The organism is Kitasatospora sp. NPDC048545, from assembly GCF_040651155.1.
GTDB lineage: Bacteria > Actinomycetota > Actinomycetes > Streptomycetales > Streptomycetaceae > Kitasatospora.
Map to the genome: position 1 here is coordinate 51,705 of NZ_JBEZIQ010000045.1, position 19,245 is coordinate 70,949.

Annotated in this window: 13 protein-coding genes; 10 read left to right on the top strand and 3 right to left on the bottom strand. The window is 73.6% G+C overall.

Features of this window, described 5'->3' with window-relative positions; all coding sequences use genetic code 11:
- Nucleotides 1-7: 7 nt before the first annotated feature.
- From AB0D10_RS33200 to AB0D10_RS33215, 4 genes are all read left to right on the top strand, one after another.
- Nucleotides 8-1,378, top strand: coding sequence for a PP2C family protein-serine/threonine phosphatase (locus tag AB0D10_RS33200; RefSeq protein ID WP_360262683.1), 1,371 nt, complete (start codon nt 8-10; stop codon nt 1,376-1,378).
- A gap of 292 nt (nt 1,379-1,670) precedes the next feature.
- Complete coding sequence (locus tag AB0D10_RS33205; RefSeq protein WP_360262684.1) at nt 1,671-3,128, top strand: family 16 glycosylhydrolase; 1,458 nt, start codon at nt 1,671-1,673, stop codon at nt 3,126-3,128.
- 257 nt (nt 3,129-3,385) lie between these two features.
- On the top strand, nt 3,386-4,012 hold the full coding sequence (locus AB0D10_RS33210) for a class I SAM-dependent methyltransferase (protein ID WP_360262685.1): 627 nt from the start codon (nt 3,386-3,388) through the stop codon (nt 4,010-4,012).
- 90 nt (nt 4,013-4,102) lie between these two features.
- Nucleotides 4,103-4,726, top strand: coding sequence for a hypothetical protein (locus AB0D10_RS33215; RefSeq protein WP_360262686.1), 624 nt, complete (start codon nt 4,103-4,105; stop codon nt 4,724-4,726).
- A 53-nt stretch (nt 4,727-4,779) separates the two neighbouring features.
- Here the strand turns inward: AB0D10_RS33215 and AB0D10_RS33220 are convergent, their stop codons facing one another.
- On the bottom strand, nt 4,780-5,268 hold the full coding sequence (locus tag AB0D10_RS33220; protein ID WP_360262687.1) for an Lrp/AsnC family transcriptional regulator: 489 nt from the start codon (nt 5,266-5,268) through the stop codon (nt 4,780-4,782).
- 160 nt (nt 5,269-5,428) lie between these two features.
- Between AB0D10_RS33220 and AB0D10_RS33225 the strand changes: the two genes are divergently transcribed.
- Both AB0D10_RS33225 and AB0D10_RS33230 read left to right on the top strand, forming a co-directional pair.
- On the top strand, nt 5,429-7,096 hold the full coding sequence (locus tag AB0D10_RS33225; protein WP_360262688.1) for a histidine decarboxylase: 1,668 nt from the start codon (nt 5,429-5,431) through the stop codon (nt 7,094-7,096).
- Nucleotides 7,097-7,522: 426 nt separating this feature from the next.
- Nucleotides 7,523-8,317 (top strand): hypothetical protein, encoded by a 795-nt coding sequence (locus AB0D10_RS33230; RefSeq protein WP_360262689.1) that lies wholly within the window; start codon nt 7,523-7,525, stop codon nt 8,315-8,317.
- 99 nt (nt 8,318-8,416) lie between these two features.
- Here AB0D10_RS33230 and AB0D10_RS33235 read toward each other — a convergent pair whose 3' ends face one another.
- Nucleotides 8,417-10,249 carry a thiamine pyrophosphate-binding protein gene (locus AB0D10_RS33235; RefSeq protein ID WP_360262690.1) on the bottom strand — a complete coding sequence of 611 codons (1,833 nt, stop codon included), beginning with the start codon at nt 10,247-10,249 and terminating at the stop codon, nt 8,417-8,419.
- A complete protein-coding gene (locus tag AB0D10_RS33240) occupies nt 10,246-12,390 on the bottom strand; it encodes an NAD(P)/FAD-dependent oxidoreductase (RefSeq protein WP_360262691.1) in 2,145 nt (714 codons plus the stop codon). The genes AB0D10_RS33235 and AB0D10_RS33240 overlap by 4 nt, the downstream gene beginning before the upstream one ends.
- A gap of 319 nt (nt 12,391-12,709) precedes the next feature.
- Between AB0D10_RS33240 and AB0D10_RS33245 the strand changes: the two genes are divergently transcribed.
- From AB0D10_RS33245 to AB0D10_RS33260, 4 genes are all read left to right on the top strand, one after another.
- Nucleotides 12,710-14,845 (top strand): SpoIIE family protein phosphatase, encoded by a 2,136-nt coding sequence (locus AB0D10_RS33245; protein WP_360262692.1) that lies wholly within the window; start codon nt 12,710-12,712, stop codon nt 14,843-14,845.
- Nucleotides 14,846-15,058: 213 nt separating this feature from the next.
- Nucleotides 15,059-17,656: a SpoIIE family protein phosphatase gene (locus tag AB0D10_RS33250; RefSeq protein ID WP_360262707.1), complete on the top strand. Its 2,598-nt coding sequence runs from the start codon at nt 15,059-15,061 to the stop codon at nt 17,654-17,656.
- A gap of 157 nt (nt 17,657-17,813) precedes the next feature.
- Nucleotides 17,814-18,374: an RNA polymerase sigma factor gene (locus AB0D10_RS33255; RefSeq protein ID WP_360262693.1), complete on the top strand. Its 561-nt coding sequence runs from the start codon at nt 17,814-17,816 to the stop codon at nt 18,372-18,374.
- Nucleotides 18,371-19,222 (top strand): zf-HC2 domain-containing protein, encoded by an 852-nt coding sequence (locus AB0D10_RS33260; RefSeq protein WP_360262694.1) that lies wholly within the window; start codon nt 18,371-18,373, stop codon nt 19,220-19,222. The genes AB0D10_RS33255 and AB0D10_RS33260 overlap by 4 nt, the downstream gene beginning before the upstream one ends.
- The last annotated feature ends 23 nt before the right edge of the window (nt 19,223-19,245 follow it).

Genomic DNA, 19,245 nt, shown 5'->3' on the forward strand with positions numbered 1-19,245 from the left:
AGAGCAGATGGCCGCCCGGCTCCGGGAGTTCGGTGCGCAGGCCGTCGGTGGTGAACGTCCGCTCGGCGTCGTCGTCGTCGCCGACCGGGCCGGAGCCGTCGACGGCCTCGGCGACCGGCCCGGCCCGGTACGCCGGATCGTGCGGGCCGTCGCTGTGTGGCGTACGCCGTACGGGGGTCCGGTGGGGGGCTCGCACCGTGCCGGACGTGCCGGTCCCCGTGCCTGGCGCATCCTGGACGGCATGGACGTCGAACGGCGCTCGGTCGGCGAGAGGCCCTGGGGGAGGATCCCGGCCCTGGTGCTGGTGCCCATCGGCCTCCTCGCGGTGCTCCTCGTGGTGATCGTCCGGTCGCCCGAGTCGATCCGCCTCGGCCCGCTGCTGGTGATCGCTCCCGCACTGACCCCGTCCTTCGCCGGGCCGCGGGTGACCGCCGTCGTCGCGGCGCTCACCGTCGCCGTCGGCCTCCTCATCGCCGTCCTGCGCGGTGGTCTGACCGCCGGCAACCACCCGGCGCAGCTCATCGCCCTCACCGTGCTGTGCATGATGGTCGTGGTCTTCGCGGTGGTGCGGGAACGCCGCGACCGGCAGCTCGCCCGGGCCCAGTCGGTGGCCGAAGCCGCCCAGCGCGCCCTGCTGCGCCCGATTCCCGAGCGGATCGGCCCGCTGCAGATCGCGACCGTGTACCTGGCTGCCGAGCGCGAGGCACAGATCGGCGGTGACCTCTACACGGCGACCCGCACGGCCGACGGCGCGCGCGTGATCGTCGGGGACGTCCGGGGGAAGGGACTGGCCGCCGTCGGGGAGTCCGCCCTGTTGCTCAGCGCCTTCCGGCTCATCGCCGCCCAGCACGAGACACTGCCCCACCTCGCCTGGACGCTGGACGACAACGTCGGCCGGTACCTGGTCGACTTCGCCGAGACCGACCGGGAGGCCGCCGAGCACTTCGTCACCGCCCTGTTCCTCGACATCCCGGACGATGCCCCGGTGGCCCGCATGACCAACTGCGGACACCCGCCGCCGCTGCTGCTGCGCCACGACCGCGTGGTCAGCCTCGACGGCGCGGGCGCCGCGCCGCCCCTGGGCCTCGGCGTACTGGCCGCCGCCGACTACCCGGACGACACGTTCCCCTTCGAGATCGGGGACACCCTGCTGCTCTACACCGACGGCGTGGTCGAAGCCCGTGACCGTTCCGGTGCGTTCTACCCGTTCGCGGACCGGGTCGCCCGCTGGGTCGGCAGCACGCCCGAGGCGCTGGTCAACCACATCCGCCGCGATCTGCTGGCCCATGCCGGCGGGCGGCTCGGCGACGACGCGGCCGTCGTCGCCATCCGGCGCACGGACGGACGATCCGAGCACCGGCTGCACGGACTTCTGTAGCCGGCCCGGCGGCGTCGGGCGTCGGCACCGTCGGCCGTGCGCACCCGGGCGTGGTGCCGGGTCGGCCCGCCGCCGGCACGCGGTGGACGGCGGATGCGGGCCGGTCGGCTGTGCGCCAACTCACAACCGGCCGACGGCGATGTCCCGAAAGGGCGTCCGACCAGGAGACTTGACCGGGTCGGCGATCGATGCCACCGGTCCGGCCGCGGCATCGAGGCTTGCATACGGACCATCCCTCCTTCAGGCTGCTGCGAGTCCACAGCAGAGGGGGGACGAAAGGGTCCTCCCTCGTATGCCGAAACACTCCAAGCACCGCCACAGCACGACCGGCGGCCGGCGCCGGTTCCTCGCGCTCGGGATCGCGCTGGCTGCCACCGGAACCGGCGCGGCCGCCTGGGCCGTGCCGGGCGCACGGGCCGAACCGGTGGTGGTCGACTCGATCTCGATCACGCCCACCGGTCCCGGCGCCGACAGTCCGGTGACGGCGACCGCGAAGCTGCACGCCACCCGCCAGACCTCGGTCCAGGCACTGACCGTCGCGGTGCGGTCGGCCGACGGCGCGCACTACGACTTCCGCGGTGCGGTTCCCGCGACGCTGACCTCGTCGCAGCTCACCTTCACACCGGCGAGCCGGACCTTCCCGGCGGGCACGTACACGTACTTCGTGGCGTACGAGAGCGGCGACCGCTGGCACAACCTGAACCCGGTGAACAGCTTCACCTCGGGTGCCACCTCCGCGGCGCCGTCCGCTTCGCCGTCTGCCTCGGCTCCGGCATCGAGCCCGTCGCCCACGGCCGCGGCCACCGCCACCGGCACCGGGAAGGCGACGGCTTCTCCCTCGTCGACGGCCACCGCGACCGGTTCCGGCACGCCCTCGCCGACGGCCACCGCGACCGGTTCCGGCACGCCCTCGCCGACGGCCACCGCGACCGGCACGCCCTCGCCGACGGCCACCGCGACCGGCACGCCCTCGCCGACGGCCACCGCGACCGGCACGCCCTCGCCGACGGCCACCGCGACGGCGTCCCCGTCGTCGACCGCCACGGCCACGCCGACGGCCGGTGCGGCCGGCGGGCCGCTGGGGATCCCGGGCGCCTGGCACTCGGTCTTCGCGGACGAGTTCAACGGCAGCTCGCTCGACGCCGCCAAGTGGAACCCCAACTGGTTCGGCTGCAGCACCTGCACGACCCAGCCGGTGAACTCGCAGGAGGCCGCCGCGTACTCGCCGTCCCAGGTGTCGGTGAGCGGTGGCAGTCTGCACCTGGCGGCGGTGCAGAAGCCGGCCACGGTGAATGGCAAGACCTACCCGTACACGTCGGGTCTGATCAACACCAACGGCAAGGCCCAGTTCACCTACGGCGCGTTCGAGTCCCGGATCTACCTGCCGCCGTCCGGCTCGCAGGTCGCCAACTGGCCCGCCTTCTGGGCGGACGGCCAGAACTGGCCGACCGACGGTGAGTTGGACGTGATGGAGGGGCTGGGCGGCGAGGCCTGCTACCACTTCCACTCCGACGCCGGCGGCCCCGGCGGCTGCGCCCACGGCGACTTCAGCGGATGGCACACCTACGGCGCGGAATGGGCCCCGGGCTCGGTCACCTACTACTACGACGGTGTGAAGGTCGGGCAGATCACGACCGGCGTCACCTCGGCGCCGATGTACCTGATCCTCGACAACGCGGTCGATTCCAAGTACCCGGCCGTCGCCCCGGCCGACATGCAGGTCGACTACGTGCGGGTCTGGCAGCACTGACCCGACCGCACCCCGGTGGCGGCCCGGCCGCGCGGACTCCCACCGCGCCGCCGGGCCGTCGTGTCGCGGTCGGCCGCGCGGTCGTCGAAGGTCGCCCAGTGGTGACCGGCGGACACCGGTCACTGCCGGTCACTGCCGGTCGCCGCCGGTCGTCGGGCCGGGGCGGTCCTGGTCGCCCGGAGCGATCGGGAGTGTCGGCCGGCACTGGGCGGAGGCCCGGCTCGGTGCCAGACTGGTCATGAGGGCTGGAGGTCGTGATGGGGTTCTACGCCGATCAGGTCGTGCCGCGGATCGTCAACGTCGTCTGTGGGACGAAGGAGGCCACGCACCTCCGGCGGAGGGTCTGCGAGGGCCTTGAGGGCGATGTCCTGGAGATCGGGTTCGGTTCGGGGCTGAACGTCCCGTTCTACCCGGCGGCCGTGACCCGGGTGACCGCGGTGGACCCCTCCGACGTGGGGTGGAAGCTCGCGGCCGAGCGGGTGGCGGCGGCCCCCGTCCCGGTGGAGCGCGGCGGCCTGGACGGTCAGGTGCTGCCGTTCCCGGACCACAGCTTCGACGCGGCGCTGTCGACCTGGACACTGTGCACCGTCCCGGACGTCGAGGCGGCGCTCCACGAGGTGCGGCGCGTCCTCCGGCCCGGCGGGACGCTGCACTTCGTCGAGCACGGCCTGGCGCCGGCGGAGGACGAGGCCGTGCGCCGTTGGCAGCGCCGCCTCGACCCGCTGGAGCAGCGGCTGTTCGCGGGATGTCACCTGACCCGTCCGGTCACCGAGCTGCTGGCCGAGGCGGGCTTCGTCCTGACCGACGTCGACGTGTTCTACGAGAAGGGCGCCCCGAAGCCGATGGGGGCGGACTCCCTCGGCGTGGCCGTCTCGCCGGCCTGACCCCGTCCCGTCCGGCCGCCGGGCTGCTGACCGGCGCGGGCCGGGTGCGTCGCCCGGACACGGACGCCGTCCCGGGGGAGCATGGTCCCCATGGACACCGAGACGGTCGTACGCACCCGCCGCGCGCTGCACGCGGTGGCCGAGCTGGTCCTGGCCGGCCCGCAGTACCGGGTCGGCGGCACGATCCGGTTGCGCGCCTGTGCGGGCGGTTTCGCCACCACGGTCGAGCCGCGGCTGCGGGTGATCGGCGCGGAGCTGGTCGCGCCGGGGCAGGTGCTGTCCCTCGAACGCACGTCCTGCACCGTGATCGGCGCGGCCCTCGGGATCACGGTCGGTGCTCCCGCCGGGCTCTACCCGGACGGCTCGGGCGGCGTCGAGGACGCGATCGAGGTGGACCCGGCCGCCGCCCGTCGGCTGCTGCACTGCTTCGCCCTCGGTGACGCCGCGCTGCGCGGGCTGTCCGCGGACGCCGAACCGGTCATCTGGCCCGAGCACTTCGACATCGCGGTGACCCTCGACGACGTCAACTACGGTGTCTCGCTCGGTGACGTGCACCGGCCGGAGCCGTACGCGTACGTCGGCCCGCACACCCCGCGGCAGGGCGGGTTCTGGAACGCGCCGTTCGGTGCCGCCCGGACGATCCGTGAACTCGGTGGCGTGTCGGGCATCGTGGAGTTCCTGGATCAGGGCCGCGGGCTGGCCTCCGGCGCCTGACGGACCGCCCCGGGGATCCGGCGCGCCCGGTGGGGCCGCCCCGGCAGGTGCGGTCAGGCGGGCCCCAGGTACCGGCGGCCCGGTATCTGTTCGAAGATCAGGTTGGTGCGGGTCTGGGCCACCGCCGGGTGGGTGGTGAGGTGGTCGACGACGAAGTCGCGCAGGGACTCGGGGCCGGCGACGCCGACGTGAAGGAGGTAGTCGTCGGAGCCGGCCATGTGGAAGACGGCCAGGACGCCGGGCAGGTCGGGGGCGGTGCTGCGGAAGCTCTCGTTCTGCTCACGGGTGTGGGCGCGCAGCCGGACCGAGATCATCGCCTGGAGCGGCAGACCGATGGCCGCCGGGTCGACCTCGGCGCGGTAGCCGCGGATGACGTTGCGGTCCTGGAGGGCGCGGACGCGGGCCAGGCAGGTGGAGGGGGCGATGCCCACCGTCTCGGCGAGGGCGTTGTTCGGGAGGCGGGCGTTGTCGGCCAGGGCTCGGATGATCGCCCGGTCCGTGTCGTCGATCGGGGGCCGCTCGCGCTGCGGATTGTTCGGCATGACCGCCAGGATTCCAGCCGATTCCGTCGATCTGCAAACCCGTTCGGGATTCGACCGAATGTTCTTCGGGGGAGCTTCCCAGGATCGCCGGGAAGTTCCATCCTGGGCGCGAGCGGCGAACGCCCCTCGCCCCCCACACCACGCCCGGAGCGCCCCGCCCATGAGCCCGACCGCCACCTTCGCCGCGCCTGCGCCCACGACCGCCGCCGCGGCCGCCGTCGACCCGGGCCCGGAGCTGGACGGCGGTGACTTCGTGCTCCCCGCGGCCGGGCTGGACGACGACCGTCGGCTGCGCGCGCTGGACACGGTGGACGAGTACCTGACGCGCAAGCGCAAGCACCTGGTCGGCTACCAGGCCACCCAGGACATGCAGGGCACCGCGCTGGACCTGGCCCGGTTCATGCCGAACAACATCAACAACCTCGGCGACCCGTTCCAGAGCGGCGGCTACAAGCCGAACACCAAGGTCATCGAGCGCGCCGTCCTCGACTACTACGCGCAGCTGTGGAACGCGCAGCGCCCGCACGACCCCGCCGACCCCGAGTCGTACTGGGGCTACATGCTGTCCATGGGCTCGACCGAGGGCAACATGTACGCGCTCTGGAACGCCCGCGACTACCTCAGCGGCAAGGCGCTGATCCACCCGCCGGCCGCGCCCCGGGACGAGGTGCGCTACGTCCAGGCCGCGCCCGACCGGGACAACCCGAACGCGCACCGGCCGGTCGCGTTCTACTCCGAGGACACCCACTACTCCTTCGCCAAGGCCGTCCGGGTGCTGGCCGTCGAGACCTTCCAGGCCGTCGGCCTGGAGCTGTACCCGGACGAGTGCCCGCTGGTCGACCCGGCCACCGGGCGCCGCGAGTGGCCGGCCGAGGTGCCGTCCCGCCCGGGCCCGTCCGGGTACTCCTGGGACGGCCCGGGCGAGATCGACGTCGACGCGCTCACCGTGCTGGTCGAGTTCTTCGCCGCCAAGGGGCACCCGGTCTTCGTCAACCTCAACCTGGGCAGCACCTTCAAGGGCGCCCACGACGACGTCCGGACGGTCTGCGAGCGCCTGCTGCCGATCTTCGAGCGGTACGGCCTGGTGCGCCGCGAGGTGGTGTACGGGACGTGCCCGGACACCGGGCAGCCGCTGGTCGACGTGCGCCGCGGCTTCTGGATCCACGTGGACGGCGCCCTCGGCGCGGGCTACGCGCCGTTCCTGCGGATGGCCTCCCAGGACCCGGCGTACGGCTGGATGCCGGAGACGGACCTGCCGGAGTTCGACTTCGGGCTCGCCCTGCCCACCGCCGGGTCCGGCGTGGTCGACATGGTCTCCTCGATCGCGATGAGCGGCCACAAGTGGGCCGGCGCCCCGTGGCCCTGCGGCATCTACATGACCAAGGTGAAGTACCAGATCTCGCCGCCGTCCCAGCCGGACTACATAGGCGCGCCCGACACCACCTTCGCCGGCTCCCGCAACGGCTTCTCCCCGCTGATCCTCTGGGACCACCTGTCCCGCCACTCCTACCAGGACCAGGTCGACCGGATCCGGACCGCGCAGGAACTCGCCGACTACCTGGAGCGGCGCCTGCTGGCCATGGAGCAGGAGCTCGGCGTCGAGCTCTGGCCGGCCCGCACCCCGGGCGCCGTCACGGTGCGGTTCCGCAAGCCGAGCGCCGAGCTGGTGGCGAAGTGGTCGCTGTCCTCGCAGGACGTGCTGCTCGTCCCGGGCGACGAGTCCACCCGCCGCAGCTACGTGCACGTCTTCGTGATGCCCTCGGTCGACCGCGCCAAGCTGGACGCGCTGCTCGCCGAACTCGCCGAGGACCCCGCCGTCCTGGGCTGACCCGGCGCGGCCGGTCCCCCCGCACGGGGTGGGCGGGGCATCGGGGCCGACTCGCGCCGCCGGTGCGAACGGCCGTTCGTTCCCGCCCGGTCCGGATCGCGAACACGCAGGTCACGGCGGGGTGGTGGGCCGGCCGGCGGCGATTGAGGGGGAGCGCCGGATTCGTGGTTTCATAGCCCCCGCAGGGGCGGCCGGGTCGGGGTGACGGCCGACCCCGGCCCGCCTTTGCGGGCGGCGCGAGGTCGTCGCGCCACCACGGTCCTTCCCCGCCGTCGGCCCGCGCGGCGCAGGTGGCCGTGACGGTGTACGGGGACCCGTGACGGTGTACGGAGGTCCGTGACGGTGTACGGGTCTCTGCGTCAGGGTCGGTTCGTGCACCCCGGTTCCCCGGGCGGGAGGGCCGGCCGGACGCCTATGCTGGCGGTCATGATCGCGCTCCCCGGTTTCGCCGACCTGCTGGCCCGCCTGCTGGACCACCGGGGGCTGACACCCGCCGACCTGGCCCGGCGCACGGAGGCCGCGGAGCCGGAGGCCGCCGGACCGGAGCCGGCCGCCGGACCGGGGGTGGCCGAGGCCGAGGTGGCCGCGCTGCTCGCCGGTGCCGCGCCGGAGCCGGCGCTGCTGCGCAGGCTCGGGCCCGCCCTCGGCCTGGACGCCGCCGACCTGTTCCAGCTTGCAGCCCTCCCACTTCCGGAGGACCTGGCTCCGGCCGGCGGGATGGCGACCACCACGATCACCGGTGTGGTGCGGTTCGCCCTGGCGCTCCCGCCCGCGGCGCGGGCCGAACTGCGCTCCCGGGTCGCCGAGTTGCCGCCCGCGCGGCACCGGGGCCGGATCGAGGGCCTGCCCGCCTCGGTGCCGGACCGGCACACCCCGGGGAACCTGGTGATGCGGATGGTCGCCACCCGCAACCTCGGCTGGAACGGGACGGCGAAGGCCGTCCAGCTGCTGACCGGCCACTCCCGGATGGCCACCGTCTACGGCCGGATCGCCTCCGGTGAGGCCGAGTTGACCGCGGACCTGGTCACCGACCTCGCCATCGTCCTGGCCCTGCCCGCGGCGGACCTCGCTGCGGTCGTCGGCCTCCCGCTGCCGGCGGACGCCGCGGCGCCGAGCGGGGCCGTCACCGACGCCGCCCTGCTGCTCCGCGACCTCCGGTGCCTGGGCGTCGAGCAGTTGCGCGAGGCCGAGGACCTTGCCAGATCCCTGTCGCCGGCCTGATCCCGCACGACGGCCCCTCACGACGCACCGCACGACGTACCGCACCGGCCCCCGTCGGGACGGGGACCGGTGCGGCTACCCGGCTGCCCGGCTGCCCGGCTACCCGCACTTCTCGTCGATCCTGTACTGCAGGGCCTTCGGGTAGTCGTGCCGGCTGAGCCGCACCCGGGCCAGGATCGGCGCGTGGTTGACGTCGTTGCCGGCGTTGGCGAGGTCCTCCAGGAGGGCGTCGAGTTCGGCGTGGGTGGTCAGTTCGTACCCGTGCATCCGGTCCTTGTCCGTGCCGAACACCTCGGCCAGCTTCTCGTACCGCCAGGGGTGGAGCACGTTGTAGAAGTCGGCGCCGTTGGAGGGCCTGTCCTTGTAGTAGCAGGGGCTGACCAGCATCTGTTCGATCCCGTAGAAGCCCTCGTTGTCGAGGACGAAGACCACCGGGCGCAGGTGGTGGCGCACCTGGGTGGACAGTTCCTGGCAGATCTCCTGGAAGGAGCCGTCCCCGACGAACACCAGCGGGCGCTTCAGTGGCTGCTGCCGGCCGAGTGCCACGCCGGTGGCCGCGCCGACGGAGTAGCCGATGGACAGCCAGCTGTTCTGCGCCAGGAAGCCGGCCCGTTCGGTGATCCGCAGGTTCATCGAGCCGAGCAGGGCGAAGGCCGCGTCCGAGACCACCGTGAACGGGGAGGGCGCTTCCGGGTCCCCGCCGGTGGCGCGGTGCTCCAGGAAGTGGTTGACGTGCTGGAAGAAGCTGTCGTAGGTGAGTTCCGACGGGTAGCGGTCGGTGCTCAGGGAGTCGAGGAAGTCGGCGGTGCTGGCCGGGACGTCCAGGCCGGCTGCGTGCGCCAGTGCGAAGTGGTCGGCCTCGAAGGTCTGTCCCGCGAGCGCGTCGCGCAGTGCCGGGACGAACCGGCCGAGGCGGACCTCGGGGAAGTACGAGGCGCCGACGCTGACGCCGTCGCGGGCGGCCACGATCCAGTCGTCGCCGATCGACTGCTCGCCGCCGAGGTTCTTGGAGGTGGACCAGGTGCCCAGGCCGATCCGGCAGCCGGCGTTCTTGAAGGTCTTCCGGATCTCCGGCAGGCTCGCCTTGCCGTTGTAGACGCCGGCGAACAGGGGGTGCCGTTCGGAGACCACGGACTTCGCGCCGACCGTGGTGCAGAACTGCATCCGGGTGGTCTGCACGAAGTCCAGCAGTTCGTCCTCCAGCCGCCGGCGGACGAGTTCCTCGCCGGCCCAGACGATCGGGGTGCCGAACTTCCTGATCAGCTCCACCGCGGCGGTGACGGCCTTCTCCAGCATGTCCTTGTTCCGCTGGGTGAACGGCCTTTCGTGGGAGCGGAGTTCGCCCTTCGGGGGCTCGCACGGCGCGTGCCAGAGGTCCTCCATCACCTCCAGGTAGACGGGCTTGCGCTCGGTCAGGCAGGCGGTGATGGCGCTGTCGATCTGGGAGGGGGCGAGTCCCGGGTTGGAGAGCATCTGCGCGTCCACCGTGACCTGCCGGTAGACGTCGAGGTTGCTCTCCCGGCGCGGGCTCATGTGGGAGGTGAGCAGGCCGACGGCCTGCTGGTTGAGCCACTGCTCGTAGGAGGGCGCCGCGTTGATCGCGATCAGCGGGACGTCCTCGACGTACGCGCCGCCGATGGTGTTGAGCAGGCTGAACGCGCCCACCCCGTAGGTGACCGCGACGGCGCCGACGCCGTGTTCGGGCTTGTCCCGGTCGGCGTCCGCGGCCCGGACCCGGGCGTAGGCGTCCGCGGCGTAGCCGGCGCCCATCTCGGTGGGGGTGCCGATCCAGCGCACGGAGGTGGTGTCCTGCATGATCGTCAGGAACGGGCCGAGGAAGTCGCCCGGCACCCCGAACAGGTGCCGGATGCCGAGCTGTTCCAGCCGGGTGGCCAGGTAGCGGGCCACCGTCCATTCGTCGCCGCCGCTCATGAGCGCATCGCCTCCGGCCTGCTCTCCTGGCGGCTGTCCGCTCCGCTCTCCTGCCGGGCGTCCCGTCGGACCCGGACCTCGGGCCGGGCCTCCGGTTCCGCGAGGGGCGGCGGCGGTGGTGCCTCGTGCACGGCGATGGCCGTCCGGACGGCGGTCTCCACCGCGCCCTCGATCCAGGCGTGCTTGAGCGAGACGTGCTCGCCGGCGAAGTGCACCGGGCCCTCCGGCTTGACCGCGTCGAGGTGGAAGGAGGTCATCTGGTGCGGGGTGTACACCGCCGCCTCGCCGAACGCGTACGGGTCGCGCAGCCAGCTCTGGGTCTTGCCGTAGCCGGTGTAGAACACCTCGATCCGCCGGCCGTGCACCGACTGGAGGTTGCGCAGCGCGTAGACGTACCGTTCGTCGTCCTCCATGGAGTCCCAGCGCACCGCGTCGTCCGACCAGCTGTAGCCGGCCAGCACGACGCCGCCGCCGTCGCCGCCGGGCACCGGGTGCGAGGGGTAGTACATGAAGCGGTTCGGGTTGTCGGTGGTCGAGCCGCCGCCGAAGCAGTCGGTGGCGGGGCGCACGCTGGCCCGCAGGAGCGGGGTGTTCCGGTAGACGTCCTGCTGGCCCCGGCTGATCCGGTGCTCGTCCACGCTCGCGTGCGCGCCGAGCAGCATCTCCGGCAGGTTGCGCGGAGGCCGGTGGCCGTTGTGGGCGGCGGCCGCGGCCGCCTCGGCGTCGTCCTCGCCCGCCCGTTGGTAGTACTCGTACAACCCGGGGGCGATGGAGTCGAGTTCGACCTTCCAGTCCGCCTCGGTGAACTCCCACCAGCGGCGGGAGAACTCCAGCAGCACCTTGGTGGCCTGGTCGTAGTGGGTCTCGATGATCGCCCGGCGCTTCTTGTACGAGAACGGGGGTGTCACCTGGACGAACCGCAGGGCGGAGAACGGGACGGTGACGATGGCGAGGTCGCCCTTCCAGGTGGTGGGTTCGGCCTCCGGGTCGTCCTCGGGGACGGTCTGGACGGCGACCTGCGGACCGGTCGGGCCGACGTTCCGCGCCCCGCCGCCGTCCCGGCGCGGGTCCCAGTACTCCATCCGGATCATCCGCTCGCCCATCCTCAGCTCGTGCCGGAGCTCCCGGGCGAGCACGTCGGGCAGCTTCCAGCTGCCGCCCGCGATCTCCCAGTAGGTGGCGTTCGGGTTGATGTCGCTGCGGCCCAGAAAGGTGTGGAAGAAGGCCAGGTGGAGCCGCGAGGTCATGTTCTCGATGGTGCCGATCGCCTCGATGGCCTCGTCGCTGAAGCCCGCGTACTCGCGCAGGAAGCGACCCATCGAGTAGCCGTCGAAGTCGCGGATCACCCGGGCCCAGCCGTCGAGCCACTCGGCGAACGGCTTGTTCACCCGCCGGCCGTCCTCGATCACCGAGTAGTAGTCGCGGACCGGTTCCAGCGCCTGGTTGACCATCTCGGCGGCGGTGATCCGCACCTCGTCACCGGTGAGGTGGAAGCCCTCGTTGACGCAGCTCGGGTCGGCGGAGTACTCCCTGCGGCGGGCCTGGATCCGGTTGGTCCGGATCCAGGAGTTGAAGCGCTTGGCCGGTTCGCGGAAGTCGGGGCTGTCCGCGCCGTACGTCCAGACCTTGCCGGGCTCGAAGGATTCGTAGACCACCGGCGGGACGGGCGCGTTCTGGTTGCCGGTGTCCGGGTCGACGTCGACGTTGAAGAAGAGCTGCCGGTCGAGGCCGAGGCGGTCGACCAGGGCCAGGGTGAGCGGGTGGAAGCCGGGCAGTCGCATCGCCCCGGCCTCCGCGTACTGCTCGGGGTCGTAGAACGGTCCGTCGGTCCCGTCGCCGGTGGTGCGGAAGGTCTTGATCCGCCCGCCCACCCGGCTGGCATTGGCCTCCAGGATGGTGACGTTGTGCCCGGCGTCCTTGAGCAGCTTCCCGGCGACGAGGCCGGCGATGCCCGCGCCGATGATCAGCACGTCCTTGGGTTCGGTCGTCTCCGGGAGGCCGTCCTTGATCAGGACGTCGAGGTAGCGCAGCTTCAGGTCGTCGTCGTCCGGGCCGACCAGCAGCAACTCGCGGGCCAGTTGCCGACAGGTCCGCCAGTGGGCGCGGTCAGCGGCCGAGCCTTCGACGAGGGGGTTCTCCATGGGTGTCTCCTGGGGTGCGCGGCTGACCGCGCCGTGCGGGGTGGGGTCGTGGTCGTGCGGGGGCGTGCGGCCGGGCCCGGACTCGTCTGGGGGCGGGCGGCGAGCACGCGGAATCGCCTCACGTGTTCAAGTCGCTACCCAACGTAGCTTCTTCGTCGAGAGCGCTGTCAACCCGTGGTCGGCCTCTCGACGGGCTCGCACGCCGGAGCGCGAGGGGCGCGCAGGACCGCGCCGGGCACGACGGGACGTACGGTGCGGGCCGGGCCACTATGGGAGGGGGCCTACGGGTTCACTGGTCGGTTCGAATGGGGTGCTCCTGATGGGCGTGCCGTGGCATCGGTCGGCGGGGCCCGGTCACGACGCCGCCGGGGCTCCGGTCGGGCGCGGCCTCGACGAGCCGGCGCGGATCCTGCGGTCGGCGCCGGCCTGGCTCGACGCGCACATCGGCGGGCTCTACCTGATCTCGGAGGACCGGCAGCTGCTCGAACTGGCCCTGACGCTGGGGGCCTCCCGGCAGTTCACCAGGCCGTGGCAGCGCGTCGGCATGACCGCACCGGTCCCGGTGGCCGAAGCGGTGCGCAGCCGTCGGATCGTCTGGGTGGGCGGTGCGGAGGAGATGGCGCGCAGCTACCCGAGGGTCGCGGTCGCCATGCCGTACGCGTTCTGCCTGGTGGCCGCTCCGCTCGTCTCGGGGCGGACCGTGTACGGGTCGGTCTTCATGCTCTGGCCGGCCGCGCACCCCTCCGAGCTGGCGCCCGGTGAACGGGACCGGCTCGGCGCGTTCGCCGCGCGCCTGGCCGCGGTGCTGGCGGATGCGGCCGAGGCGGGCCGGCCGGCGCGGGCGGGCCCGCGACCCGGGGTGGCGGAGCTGGGCCCCGTCCCCCCGCTCGACGCGATGGCGGCCCGGCTCCCGGAGGGCGTGTGCGACCTCGACCTGGACGGCAAGCTGGCGGCGGTCACGCCGACCGCTGCCGGGCTGCTGGGCGTGCCGGTCGGGCGGCTGCTGGGCGCCCGGCCCTGGGCGGTCCTGCCGTGGCTGCGGGACCCGGTGTACGAGTACCACTACCGGGCCGCGGTGATCAGCGGGCAGCCGAACTCCTTCGTCGCGCTGCGGCCGCCGGACCGGTGGCTGTCGTTCGAGCTCTTCCCGGACCCGTCCGGACTGACCGTGCGGATCGCCCCCGCCGACGCCGCCGGCCGCGAGCCGCCCGCCGGATCCCGGGCGAAGGGGGTGGCACACACCCGGCCCGGAGCGCTGTACCACCTCCTCCACCTCGCGGGCGCGCTGACCGAGGCCGTCACCGTGCAGGACGTGGTGACCATGGTCGCCGAGCAGATCGTGCCGGCGTTCGGGGGCCAGGCCGTGGCGGTGCTGATGGCCGAGGGGGGCCGGCTGCGCATCGTCGGCCACCGCGGCTACCCGCCCGGGCTGGTCGACCGGTTCGACGGCACCGCGCTGACCGAGTCCACGCCCGGTGTCCAGGCGTCGACCAACCCGGTGCCGGCGTACTTCGAGTCCCGTGCGGAACTGGAACGGCTCTACCCGGGCCGCGAGGAGACGCAGGACGGCATGGCCGCCTGGGCCTACCTCCCGCTGGTGACCTCGGGCCGACTGATCGGCACCTGCGTGCTGGCCTTCGCCGAGCCGCACCACTTCGACCTGGAGGAACGCGCCGTCCTCACCTCGCTCGGCGGACTGATCGCCCAGGCCCTGGACCGCGCCCGGCTCTACGACACCAAGCTGGGCCTGGCGCACGGCCTCCAGGAGAGCCTGCTGCCCCGCGCGCTGCCGGACGTCCCGGGCCTGGAGGTCAGCGCCCGCTACCTGCCGGCCACCGAGGGCATGGACATCGGCGGCGACTTCTACGACCTCATCCGGGTGGGGCCCGACTCCGTGGCGGTCGTGATCGGCGACATCCAGGGCCACAACGTCAACGCCGCCGCGCTGATGGGCCAGGTCCGCACCGCCGTCCGGGCGTTCGCCGCGGCCGACGCCGATCCGAGCACCGTGCTGTCCCGCACCAACCGGCTGGTGGCCGACCTGGACACGTCCCTGCTGGCCAGCTGCGCCTACCTGCTCGTCGACCTCGCCCGCCGCGAGGCCTGGCTGGCCGACGCCGGCCACCCGGTGCCCCTGCTCTACGGCCCGGGCGGCCGGGCGGCCGCGCTGGAGCCGCTCGTCGGCCTGGTGCTGAACGTCGACCCGGACGCCGACTACCCGCAGGTCCACGTCGACCTGCCGATCGGCACCACGCTGGCGCTGTACACCGACGGCCTGATCGAGACGCCCGGCGGCGACCTCGACCGGGCACTGGCCGACCTGACCGCCACGCTGGCCCGCCACGGCGGCGCCCCGCTCGACCGGCTGGCCGACGCCCTGGTCGACCGGGCCGGTCACGGAGGGCACCGCACCGACGACATCGCGCTGCTGCTGATCCGGTCCGTTCCCCGCTGAACGGAGCGACCGGGCGGCACGCGGGCCGGGCACCGTGTCCCGATCCCGTCGGGGCGGGACCATGGGTGTATGGCGAGAGACACGGGCCCCGACTCCCGGGCGCCGGGCCGAGCGGGCGGTCGTCGTGGGCGGCCGGATCCAGGCCCCGTCCCGGGGGACCCTTCGGTGCGGCGACTGCGGTCGGTGCTGAGCATCCGCAGCGTCGCCGGACAGATGTTCCTCCTGCAGGTGTTGATCGTGCTGCTGCTCGTGGTGGCGGCGGTCGTCGCGCTGCTGATCGAGTCCCGCAGCGACCGGTTCGCGGCGGCGCGCGACCGTTCGCTCGCCGCGGCCGAGGCGTTCGCGCACAGCCCCGGCCTGGTGGCGACCATGCAGGGTCCCGACCCCACCGCGGTGCTGCAGCCGGCGACCGAGGCGGCCCGCAAGGACGCCCAGGTCGACTTCATCGTGGTGACGGACCGCAACGGCATCCGCTACACCCATCCCGAGCCGGACCAGATCGGCAAGAAGTTCGTCGGCACCATCGGGCCGTCGCTGAACGGGCACGTCACCGTCGAGCAGGTGCACGGCCCGCTCGGCCTGGAGTACCAGGTGGTGGTCCCGGTGGAGGACGCCCACGGCGGGGTCGTGGGCATCGTGTCCGCCGGCATGAAGGTCGCCAACGTGAGCAGCGCGATCGACCGCCAGCTGCCCGTCGTGCTGGCCGCCGGCGCCGCCGCGCTGGGCCTGGCCACGGCCGGAACGGCGCTGGTGGGCAGGCGACTGCTGCGCCAGACCCACGGCCTGGGGCCGGAGGAGATGACCAGGATGTACGAGCACCACGACGCGGTGCTGCACGCGGTGCGCGAGGGCGTGGCCATCGTCGGGGGCGACGGCCGGGTGCTGCTCGCCAACGACGAGGCCCGCCGGCTCCTGGACCTGCCCGCCGACGCGGAGGGGAGGGCCGTCACCGACCTCGGCCTCGACCCCCGGACGACCGAACTGCTGCTGTCCGAGAGCGAGGTCACCGACGAGGTGATCCCGGTGGGCGACCTCCTGCTGGCGGTCAACAACCGCCCCACCGACAGCGGGGGAGGCCCGCCCGGCAGCGTCACCACCCTGCGCGACTCCACCGAGTTGCGCGCCCTGGCGGGGAAGGCCGAGGTCGCCCGCGGCCGGCTCAGGCTGCTGTACGACGCGAGCATGGCCATCGGCACCACCCTGGACGTCCGGCGCACCGCCGAGGAGCTCGCCACCATGGCCTCCCGGGAGTTCTGCGACTACGCGACCATCGACCTCGCCGACGAGGTCCTCATCGGCGAGGAACCGCAGACCCTGACCGCCGGTGCCACCGTGGAGCTGCGGCGGGTGGCGGTCGCGGGCATCCGGGACGACTCGCCGCTGTACCGCCCGGGCCGGCTGGTCCGGTGGGCGGGCAGCACCCCGCAGGCGGAGGGCTTCGTCAGCGGGCGGTCCGCACTGGTCCCCGAGGTGGCGACCGACGCCGGCTGGCGCCGGCAGGACGCCGAGCTCACCCAGGCGGTGCTGGACTTCGGCCTGGCGTCGCTGATCGCCGTCCCGCTGACGGCGCGGGGCGTGCTGACGGGCGTCGCCTGCTTCTGGCGCGGCCGGGACCGCGGCGGCCCCTTCGAGGACGACGACCTGTCGCTGGCCGAGGAACTGGCCGCCCGGGCCGCCGTGGCCGTCGACAACGCCCGCCGCTTCACCCGCGAGCACACGATGGCCGTGACCCTGCAGCACAGCCTGCTGCCGCGGGCGCTGCCCGAGCAGAGCGCCCTCGACGTCGCCTACCGCTACCTGCCCGCCCAGGCGGGGGTCGGCGGCGACTGGTTCGACGTGATCCCGCTGCCCGGTGCCCGGGTCGCGCTGGTGGTCGGCGACGTAGTCGGCCACGGCGTGCACGCCGCCGCCACCATGGGCCGGCTGCGCACGGCCGTGCAGAACTTCTCCACCCTCGACCTGCCGCCGGACGAGCTCCTCGGGCACCTGGACGAACTGGTCGCCCACCTGGACCAGGAGGCGGCCGCGGCCGGGGGAGAGCTCGCGATCACCGGCGCCACCTGCCTCTACGCGATCTACGACCCCAGCACCGCCATTTGCTCGCTGGCCCGGGCGGGGCACCCGCCGCCCGCCGTCGTCCACCCGGACGGCACGGTCGAGCTCCTCGACCTGCCCGCCGGTCCGCCGCTCGGCCTGGGCGGGATGCCCTTCGAGGCCGCCGAGCTGCGACTGCCGCCGGGGAGCAGCCTGGTGCTCTACACCGACGGCCTCGTCGAGGACCGCACCCGCGACATCGGGTTCGGCCTGGACGTCCTCACGAGCGTCCTGGCCCGTCCCGGCCGGTCGCCCCAGGAGGTCTGCGAGGCCGTGCTAGCCGCCCTGCTGCCCACCCGCCAGTCCGACGACATCGCCCTCCTGGTCGCCCGCACCCGGGTGCTGCAGCCCGACCGGACCGCCGAGTGGGAGGTGGCCTCGGCTCCGGAGGCCGTGGCCCGGGTCCGCGCCGAGGCCACCCGGCAGCTCGCCGCGTGGGGCCTGGACGAGGCGGCCTTCGTCACCGAGCTGGTGCTCAGCGAACTGGTCACCAACGCCATCCGCTACGGCAGCGAACCGATCAGGGTCCGGCTGCTGTACGACCGCACGCTGATCTGCGAGGTCTCCGACAGCAGCAGCACCGCCCCGCACCTGCGCTACGCGGTCGCGGAGGACGAGGGCGGCCGCGGCCTGTTCCTCGTCGCCCGGCTCACCGAACGCTGGGGCGTCCGCTACACCCCCGCCGGAAAGATCATCTGGTCCGAGCAGTTCCTGTGACGGCCGAGCGGCTCCGGTGACCGGCCTGTCCCGCGTCCCGCCCGGCCGGTAGCCGGGCGGGCGGGACGGACCCCGGCGCCGGCCGGCCACCCCCCGGACTGTGACGCAGGTCACGCCGGAGGAAGAACCTGCACGCCGCACCCCGCGTCTGGCTGGTGTGAGATCACGCAGGAGAGCACTGGACGAACTGGACGAGGAACGCCTCGTCCGGCTGGTGGCCAGGGGTGAGCGCGCGGCGTTCGACGAGCTGTACCGGCGCACGTCGCCGTGGCTGGCGGTGCGGTTGCGCCGCCGCTGCGCCGACGAGCAGATCGTCGCCGAGGTCATGCAGGAGACCTACCTGGCGGTGTGGCGCGCGGCCGGCGCGTTCGCCGGGAGCGCGGTCGGCGGGACGGCCGTCGGATGGCTGTGGACGATCGCGGCACGCCGCCTCGTCGACGCGTTCCGCCGCCGCGCCCACCACGCCGAACCCCCCGTCGCCGCCGCCGAACGGGCCGTCGTGCCTGCGGCGGAGGACGAGGCCCTCGCCGGGACCGTCGGCGGCGACGTCGGCGACGCGCTGCGGCGACTGGCCCCGGAACTGCGGGAGGTCCTCCAGGCCACGGTGCTCGACGGGCTCTCCGTCCGGGAGACCGCCGTCCTGCTCAGACTGCCCGAAGGCACGGTCAAGACCCGCGCCCGCAGGGCCCGGATCGCGATGCGGGAGGCGCTGGCATGAGCGAGCGAAGCGATGGGCGCACCACCGGGGAACACGCGTCGGGGCGGTTGATCGACGACTACGCGCGCGGTGACACCGCGATGGCCGCGGACACCGTGTGGGCGTTGGAGGCCCACCTGGAGACCTGCGCGCCGTGCCGGGGCCGGCTGGCGGCCTCGGTGGCCACCACGGCGCCGGACGTCGTGGCGCTCCTGGACACCGTCCGGGCCGGTCTGGAACCGCAGCTGGACGCGTCCGGCCCGGCGCCCGTGCGGCGCTACCGCCCGGGGTGGGCCTCGGCCTGGCTGACGCCGGTCATGACGCCCTGGCTGGCCATGACCGTCGTCGTCACCCTGCTGGCGCTGCTGCTGGACGCGCTCGCGCCGCCGACGTTCTTCGGCGGTACCTCCCTGCTGGTGCCGGTCGCGCCCGTGCTGCCGCTGTGCGGCGTCGCCGCGTCGTGGTCGCGCGCACTCGACCCGGCGCACGAACTGACGGCCTCGACCGCCAAGGCCGGCCTGCCGCTGCTCCTCAGGCGCACCACCGCGGTCCTCGTGGTGGTCCTGCCCGGACTGCTGCTGGGCGGCCTGCTCACCGGAGACATGACGGCCGCCCAGTGGCTGCTGCCCTCCCTCGCCTTCACCTCCACCGCCCTGGCACTGGGCAGCGTGGTCGGCGTGACCCGCGCCGCCCTCGGGCTGACGGCCGCGTGGTGCGCCGCCGTCGTGATCCCCGCGTGGGCGGTCGGACACGTCCCCCTCGCCCTGCAACTCCTCCTGCAGTCGGACCGGTTGCCCGTGTGGGGACTGCTCCTCGCGCTCGGGACCGGCGCCGTGATCGCCCGCAGGAACGTGTACTCGACGCTGTGAACCCATCCTCGACCCCCGAAAGG